The sequence below is a fragment of the Streptomyces klenkii genome (genome assembly GCF_003626645.1).
In the GTDB taxonomy this organism is placed as follows: domain Bacteria; phylum Actinomycetota; class Actinomycetes; order Streptomycetales; family Streptomycetaceae; genus Streptomyces; species Streptomyces klenkii.
In genome coordinates this window covers 1-1,003 of the sequence record NZ_RBAM01000242.1, presented here as the reverse complement: position 1 = coordinate 1,003, position 1,003 = coordinate 1, and the positions used below count along the sequence as shown (strand labels likewise).

Sequence of the window (1,003 nt, the reverse complement as noted above, 5' to 3'; positions counted from 1 at the left end):
CTGAAGGACATGTTCAAGGCCTGCCAGGACATGGGGATGAGCCACATCGCCGTGACCGACCACGGCAACCTGCACGGGGCGTACGACTTCTTCCAGCTGGCCACGGGCGCGGGGATCACGCCGATCATCGGCATCGAGGCGTACGTCGCTCCCGAGTCGCGGCGGCACAAGCGGCGCGTGCAGTGGGGCCAGCCGCATCAGAAGAAGGACGACGTCTCCGGCTCCGGCGGCTACACGCACAAGACGATCTGGGCGTACAACAAGACGGGCCTGCACAACCTCTTCCGGCTCTCCTCGGACGCCTACACCGAGGGCTTCTTCGTCAAGTGGCCCCGGATGGACAAGGAGACCATCGCCCAGTGGTCCGAGGGCCTGATCGCCTCCACCGGCTGCCCCTCGGGCGAGGTGCAGACCCGGCTGCGGCTGGGGCAGGAGGAGGAGGCCCTGAAGGCGGCGGCCGGGTACCTGGAGATCTTCGGCCGGGACCGGTACTTCCTGGAGCTGATGGACCACGGCCTGGACATCGAGCGGCGCGTGCGGGACGGGCTGCTGGAGATCGGCCGCAAGCTCGGCATCCGCCCCATCGTGACCAACGACAGCCACTACACGCACGCGCACGAGGCCGACGCGCACGACGCGCTGCTGTGCGTGCAGACCGGCAAGAACCTCTCCGACCCCGACCGCTTCCGCTTCGACGGCACCGGGTACTACCTGAAGTCGCCGCAGGAGATGTACGCCATCGACTCCTCCGACGCCTGGCAGGAGGGCTGCGCCAACACCCTGCTGGTGGCCGAGCAGGTGGACACCACGGGCTGGTTCGAGGCGCGGGACCTGATGCCGCGCTTCGACGTGCCCGAGGGCTACACCGAGGTGACCTGGTTCCAGGAGGAGGTCCGCAAGGGCATGGCCCGCCGCTGGCCCGGCGGGGTGCCGGAGGACCGGCAGCGGCAGGCCGAGTACGAGATGGGCGTCATCATCCAGATGGGGTTCCCCGGGTACTTCC

1 protein-coding gene is annotated in these 1,003 nt (G+C 68.7%); it reads left to right on the top strand.

Translation table 11 applies throughout. From position 1 onward, the window contains the following. A partial coding sequence (locus D7231_RS36065; protein WP_120760613.1) for a PHP domain-containing protein occupies positions 1 to 1,003 on the top strand: 1,003 nt, incomplete at both ends.